This is a genomic window from Protofrankia sp. CiP1_Cm_nod4 (genome assembly GCF_982290645.1).
Map to the genome: position 1 here is coordinate 1,600 of NZ_CEVIVC010000183.1, position 5,483 is coordinate 7,082.

Sequence of the window (5,483 nt, forward strand, 5' to 3'; positions counted from 1 at the left end):
TGACCGCTGAGGGCCGTCTCGGTCCCGTCGGTCAGGCCCAGTCTCGTTCCGTGCCGGCCACCACCGCCCGGGCCCGCAGGGAGTCCTCGGGAAACACCATGACATGCCAGGCCGGGGTGTGGTGACGTCGCAGCTTCCCGTCGGTGTTCACCTGGACCGGGCCGAGCGCGGCCGCGCCCGAGGTCGACCGGATCCCGTGCTGGCGCAGGAGCTGGCGCAGCCGGTCCGCGTCCGACGGTGTGCGCAGCGTGGCCACGGGCACCAGCATGCCGAAGTCGGCGTGCTGGAAGGGGGTGTCCGGGTTGCCGCGCGTCCGGGTCGGTGTGAAGACCCATCTGCACACCGCCACGAGTACGGCGGTGGCGGCGACGGCGATGGCCGGACCGATCGTGTAGTGCAGGCTGTTCAGTGGCACCGTCACCTCCCGGCTGTCCGGGCCGGCGGGCCGGACGGTCTTCATCGTCTCAGTGCCGCCGGCCGTGCGCAGGCGTTCGCGCGTGGGTCGCGTCGCAGTCGTAAGCGTAATCTTGGCTAAACATAGCGTTATAGTTGTTCGTATCGCGTGTTTATCTTCCCGTCACGCTGTGGTGGCCCGGTGTGTGACAGGCCCGCCGCCGTGCACATCAGCCCATCTGAACGGCCACTCTGCGACCATGGATACTGGCATTACGGACGAGGCGTCACACGCTTCGCCGCTGGTGCGCCACGGATCGGAACGGAGGGCATGGAAACCGTCGGCCGGCTACGCGGCCGGCCACGTCCGACAGCCTCTGATCGCCAGGCATGCCCTGACCACCCTCCGGGTGCCTGCGGATGCCCGAGCGGTCAGGGCGTGGATCAGGGGGGACGGGGGGACGGGAGGCCTGATGGGCAAGAACGTGACGTTTCGCAACGACAGTGGCAGGGAGCTGCAGACCGTGCGCCTGCACGGCCGGGTCGACGTGCGGACGGTCGGTGATCTGCGGATGCGCCTGCACACCGCGATCGACTGCGGCCGGGGGCGGCTGCGGGTGAACGTGGCCGGTCTGGAGCTCGCCGATCAGGCGGCGCTCGGCGTGCTGCTCGGCGGGGTACGGCGGGCCCGGCGTTCCGGGCGGTCGATGGTGCTCGTGGACGTACCCGACGATCTGGGCCGGCTGCTGTCGGCGAACCGCCTCGGACGTTTCCTCCAGGTCGAGGACGCCGACCTGTTCCATGTTGGTCATGCCTGATCCCACGTCGGTCATGCCTGATCCGCGGTGACCGGCCGCTACGCGGCGACCGGCCGGCACGCCGGGCCGGCCGGTGTGGTGGGCTGTGGCCGACCAGCGTGGACGGCGCGGAGCCCCGGTTCCGGGGCGTGGCCGTGCACCATGGGATGATGGAGCCGGCCGGGGAGGAACATGCTCGACGTCGATGCGCAGCGGCTGAACCCAGCGGATGGTCCCGCGTACCGCGCGGGCGGTGGCCGGCCCACTGACCCGCGCCGCCCGCTGGTCATCGCGGGCGCGTTCGCCGCCGCGGTCGGTCTGGGGGTGGCCATCGGCCTGGCCACGGCACCGGCGAAGACACCCGCCCCCCGGCCGGCGCCCACCGCCGCGCCCCCGGCCGAGGTGCGGCCGCCGCTGGAGCCGTCCGCCTGGGAGGGCGGCCGGCAGCCGGGCACGGCCCACCAGATGCGGGTGCGGCCGGTGGACAGACGGGCCTTCAGCGCGAGCCTCGCGTACGCCCTGCGGGAGGGCGGCGTCGCGGGGGTGGCCACCGACGACGTCGTCATACCGCAGGGAAAGCTCTTCTACGGGGCCGTCGAGGGCGTCGACAGCGCCGCCGACGAGTACTGGGCCGTGGGCCTGGCGCAGGTCGCGGGCGTCACCCCGGCCCCGCCGAACCCGCAGGTGTGGAAGCGGACGAGCGACGGCCCGTGGAAGCGGGTCGCGCAGGGCCCCAGCGCCTGCGACGGCCTGCCCACCGGCCTGTTCACCGTGTGGCAGGGGCGCCCGCCGCTCTGTTCGGGCGGCTGACGGCCCGCGCCGGTACGCTGCTGGACGTCCGACAATCCCTTCGGGAACGGGTGCGGCGATGGCGGATGCGGCACGGCAGGACCTCTCCGAGCAGGCTCGTCCCCAGCGGGACCGGCCATGGATCATCCGGACCTACGCGGGGCACTCCAGCCCGGCCGAGACCAACGCCCTCTACCGCCGGAACCTGGCCAAGGGGCAGACCGGCCTTTCGGTCGCCTTCGATCTGCCGACCCAGACCGGCTACGACCCCGACCACGAGCTCGCCCGCGGCGAGGTGGGCAAGGTCGGCGTGCCGATCGCCCACATCGGCGACATGCGCGCGCTGTTCCACGACATCCCGCTGGGCCGGATGAACACCTCGATGACGATCAACGCGACGGCCATGTGGCTGCTCGCGCTCTACCAGGTCGTCGCGCAGGAGCAGGGCGCGGACGTCGCCGCGCTCGCCGGCACCACCCAGAACGACATCATCAAGGAGTACCTCTCCCGCGGGACGTACGTGTTCCCGCCCGCGCCGTCGCTGCGGCTGATCACGGACATGATCGCCTACTCGGTGACCGAGATCCCCCGATGGAACCCGATCAACATCTGCAGCTACCACCTGCAGGAGGCGGGCGCCACCCCCGTCCAGGAGATCGCCTACTCGATGTGCACGGCCATCGCCGTGCTCGACGCCGTGGCCGCCTCCGGGCAGGTGCCGGCGGAACGCACCGGTGAGGTGTGCGCCCGGATCTCCTTCTTCGTCAACGCCGGCGTCCGCTTCGTCGAGGAGCTGTGCAAGATGCGGGCGTTCACGCGGCTGTGGGACACCCTGCTGCGGACCCGCTACGGCGTCGAGGACCCGCGGCACCGGCGGTTCCGCTACGGCGTCCAGGTCAACTCCCTCGGCCTGACCGAGGCGCAGCCGGAGAACAACGTCATCCGGATCGTGCTGGAAGCCCTCGGCGTGACACTGTCGAAGGACGCCCGCTGCCGGGCGCTGCAGCTGCCGGCCTGGAACGAGGCGCTCGGCCTGCCCCGGCCCTGGGACCAGCAGTGGTCCCTGCGCATCCAGCAGATCCTCGCCCACGAGACCGACCTGCTGGAGTACCCCGACCTGTTCGAGGGCTCCGTCGTCGTGGAGCGCCGGGTGGCCGAGCTCGCCGAGGCCGCCCAGGCCGAGATCGACCGGGTGCAGGCCATGGGCGGCGCGGTCGCCGCGGTCGAGAGCGGCTACATGAAGTCCGAGCTCGTCCGTTCGCACGCGGCCCGCCGGGTGCGCATCGAGTCGGGCGAGGACGTGGTGGTGGGCGTCAACGCCTTCACCACCACCGAGCCGAACCCGCTGCTCGCCGACCTGACCACGGCCATCCAGACGGTGGACCCGGCCGTGGAGGAGGCCGCCCGCGCCGACATCGCGGCCTGGCGGGCCGGCCGCGACGCGCGTGCCGTCGACGAGGCCCTGCAGAACCTGCGGGACACGGCGAAGACCGACGCGAACCTGATGCCGGCCACCCTCGCCTGCGCCCGCGTCGGCGTCACCACCGGTGAGTGGGCTGGTGCCCTGCGGGAGGTGTTCGGCGAGTACCGGGCCCCCACCGGGGTGTCCGCCGCGTCCTCGGTGCACGCGGGCGGCCAGCAGCTCACCGACGTGCGGGAACGGGTCGTCGCGACCGGGAAGGAGCTCGGGCGCCGGCTGAAGTTCCTCGTCGGCAAACCCGGCCTCGACGGGCACTCCAACGGCGCCGAACAGATCGCCGTGCGCGCCCGGGACGCCGGTTTCGAAGTGGTCTACCAGGGCATCCGGCTCACACCCGCGCAGATCGTCGCCGCCGCCGTGGAGGAGGACGTCCATGTCGTGGGCCTGTCGGTGCTCTCCGGCTCGCACATGGAGCTGGTGCCGGTGGTGCTCGACGGGCTGCGCGAGGCCGGCGTCGGGGAGGTGCCAGTGGTCGTCGGCGGCATCATCCCGCCGGCGGACGCCGAGCGGCTGAAGGCCCTCGGCGTCGCCGCGGTGTACACGCCGAAGGACTACGGCCTCACCGAGATCATGGACAGCGTGGTCGACGTCATCCGGGCCGCTGGCGGCCTGGGCCGACCACAGCCCACCATCTAACCCGGTTGGACTCCGAGACGCCGATTTCGCGGAGAGTAGTCGTCGCGGAAAGTAGCTGATGCCTGGTGAGAGCATCAAAGGCCTGGTGAGAGATGTTTCGCCGGCCCGGGACCGATGTGCGAGGTGGCCGGCGGGCGCGTAGCGTGCCCAGAATGGTCCCCGACACTCCGTCCCTGGACGACGCGGTGGCCCTGGCCACCCGAGCCCATACCGGCCAGCTTGACAAGATCGGCGAGGAGTACATCGGCCATCCGCTGCGGGTCATGCGGGCGGTTGCCGCCATCGCGGACGGCGCCGGGGCCGACCACGAGCACGCGCAGATGACGGCGGTGCTCCACGACGTCGTCGAGGACTCCGCGATCACCCTGGACGATCTCGCTGCGCTCGGTTACCCGCCCGCGGTCGTGGCGGCGGTCGACGCGCTCAGCCACCGCCCGGGGGAGCCGGTGGAGGACTACCTTGCCCGGGTCGCCGCCGACGATCTCGCCGTCGCCGTGAAGCGGGCGGACATGGCCGACAACAGCGACCCGACGCGGCTGATCAGGCTGCCCGCGGAGCAGGCGGACCGTTACCGGCGGCGTTACGCCGACCGGACGCGCCTGCTCGACGGCCTTGTCGCCGCCCGGCGGGCCGCCGAGACGAAGGCCGCCGCCGACGGCAGTGGCGGGAAGAGCAGCGATAAGGCCGCCGGGGGCGCCGCCGCGGAAACAGCCGGGCGGACCGGCGGAAGGGCCGCCGCCCGGGGGAGCGGCCCGCCAGCCGCGTCCTCCCCCTGACCTAGACGGCCGGCGATGCCCCCTCGCCCGGACCCTCCACAAGACAGCGCCCCGCCGGGCGCCGCCCCGCGGAACAGTGCCCCGCGGAACGGTGCCCCGCGGAACAGTGCGCCATGGGAGGACGTCCCGCTGGAGGATGCTCCGGAGCCGCGGGCCAGGCGGCTGGACCGGAACTGGAGCGAACTGCTTCAGGAGATCCGGGTGGCGCAGACCGGTGTGCAGATCCTCTTCGCCTTCCTGCTGACCCTCCCCTTCACCCAGCGCTGGGACCAGGTCACCGACTTCCAGCGGGCGCTCTACCTGGCCACGCTGCTGGTGGTCGCCGCCGCGTCCGCACTGCTGATCGGCCCGGTGGCCTACCACCGGATCATGTTCCGCCGGGGCGCCCGCGCCCGGCTGGTCGCCGCGGCCAACACCATGGCGCTGGCCGGGCTGGCCATGCTGGGCGCGGGGATCAACGGCGCCGTCCTGCTCGTCGTCGACGTGCTGATGGGCCCGCTCGCCACCGTCCTGATCTGCTCGGCGACCGCGGCGTTCTTCGTCGCGCTGTGGTGGGCGCTGCCACAGCTGACCCGCTGGGAGCTGACAGCCGCCCACGAGAACGCCCGGGAT

The 5,483-nt window shown here is 72.5% G+C and carries 6 protein-coding genes; 5 read left to right on the forward strand and 1 reads right to left on the reverse strand.

The annotated features are described in order from the left end of the window. Nucleotides 1–31: 31 nt before the first annotated feature. Entirely contained in the window at nt 32–460 is a 429-nt protein-coding gene (locus tag AC5LSR_RS21900; protein WP_250281296.1) for a hypothetical protein, read from the reverse strand. Nucleotides 461–866: 406 nt separating this feature from the next. Between AC5LSR_RS21900 and AC5LSR_RS21905 the strand changes: the two genes are divergently transcribed. The 5 genes from AC5LSR_RS21905 to AC5LSR_RS21925 all read left to right on the forward strand — a co-directional run. Beyond that, the gene (locus AC5LSR_RS21905; protein ID WP_250281297.1) at nt 867–1,211 is read left to right on the forward strand and encodes an STAS domain-containing protein; all 345 of its coding nucleotides are present in this window, start codon (nt 867–869) and stop codon (nt 1,209–1,211) included. Nucleotides 1,212–1,382: 171 nt separating this feature from the next. After that, nucleotides 1,383–2,000 (forward strand): hypothetical protein, encoded by a 618-nt coding sequence (locus tag AC5LSR_RS21910; RefSeq protein ID WP_250281298.1) that lies wholly within the window; start codon nt 1,383–1,385, stop codon nt 1,998–2,000. Nucleotides 2,001–2,058: 58 nt separating this feature from the next. Continuing rightward, entirely contained in the window at nt 2,059–4,095 is a 2,037-nt protein-coding gene (locus tag AC5LSR_RS21915) for a protein meaA (protein ID WP_250281300.1), read from the forward strand. Nucleotides 4,096–4,247: 152 nt separating this feature from the next. Then, nucleotides 4,248–4,871, forward strand: coding sequence for an HD domain-containing protein (locus AC5LSR_RS21920; protein WP_250281326.1), 624 nt, complete (start codon nt 4,248–4,250; stop codon nt 4,869–4,871). A 15-nt stretch (nt 4,872–4,886) separates the two neighbouring features. Further along, nucleotides 4,887–5,483, forward strand: a 597-nt coding sequence (locus tag AC5LSR_RS21925) for a DUF6328 family protein (RefSeq protein ID WP_493468929.1), incomplete at its 3' end; no start/stop codon positions are given.